Below are 907 nucleotides of genomic sequence, written 5' to 3'. Positions count from 1 at the left end.
GATTTATTCATTATACCCTCTCTTAAAAGTTGTCTCAGGAATCAGCTTACATCCAGGTTGATGTTGAAACTGAAATAACTCATATGAGTTCCAATATAGACACTAAGGGTGGAGAAATTGAATTTACTCCTACTGATGTAACTTATGGTATAAAGGGGAATTCTTTAATTCGACACGTAAAGATTTTCCAGGAGCCAGATTGGAATCAACTAGCTAATCGAACTTTACAATTAAATGATAAAAATGGATTAAGTAAGCCAGTTACGATTACCGATTCTAATGGTAATAAATATTCTGTTACTATGAATTCTAATGCGATTGATATTACTAAACCTGGTCAATATAAAGTAACTTATGAAGCTATTGGTATTGATGATAGCGGAACTCCAGTTATTGATGAAGGAAGTCACGTTGCTGGTAATAAGATTGTTTATACTAAGCGCAATCAATTGATAACTGTTTCAGGCGATAAGACACAAGTAAATTATAATTTTATTATCAAAAACAAGAAGACTGGTAATGTTATTGATACGCAATCAGGACAAGCAGTAGATGGCTCAACTGTTATGATTGATACATCTAAGCTTCCCAGTGGTTATGCGCTAAGTGACACTCAAAAAACTTTTAAAGTAGACGCTAAGAATCCAACTAAGACAATTGAAATAGCTAAGAGCGTTAATTATGATATTAAATATTTGGATAAAGATACTAATCAACAAATAGGTAAAGATATAACCGGGGCTGGTGACGAAGGCAGTTCAATTGTTTTACAAGCACCAAGTGGGTATGAATTTGCAGATACTTCGGATATGATATTGACTTTAGATAGTCAGGCACCACAGAAAACTATTTATTTAAGGTAGATTGCAACAATTAATCGAATTTTTCGGACAAGTCACCAAAGAAG

At 33.4% G+C, this 907-nt stretch carries 1 protein-coding gene; it reads left to right on the top strand.

Going from position 1 to position 907, the window contains the following annotated elements; all coding sequences use genetic code 11:
• The first annotated feature begins 83 nt into the window (after positions 1–83).
• The gene (locus tag FD33_RS10985) at positions 84–863 is read left to right on the top strand and encodes a hypothetical protein (protein WP_156407845.1); all 780 of its coding nucleotides are present in this window, start codon (positions 84–86) and stop codon (positions 861–863) included.
• Positions 864–907 lie beyond the last annotated feature (44 nt).

This window comes from Companilactobacillus paralimentarius DSM 13238 = JCM 10415 (assembly GCF_001434985.1).
Taxonomy (GTDB): domain Bacteria; phylum Bacillota; class Bacilli; order Lactobacillales; family Lactobacillaceae; genus Companilactobacillus; species Companilactobacillus paralimentarius.
Note: the sequence above shows the minus strand (reverse complement) of the source record. Positions and strands in the feature narration are given on the sequence as shown.

What these genes read in the sequence shown, in the direction of transcription:
- FD33_RS10985 (WP_156407845.1), top strand. Translation starts at nt 84, where the DNA reads ATGAGTTCCAATATAGACACTAAGGGTGGAGAAATTGAATTTACTCCT.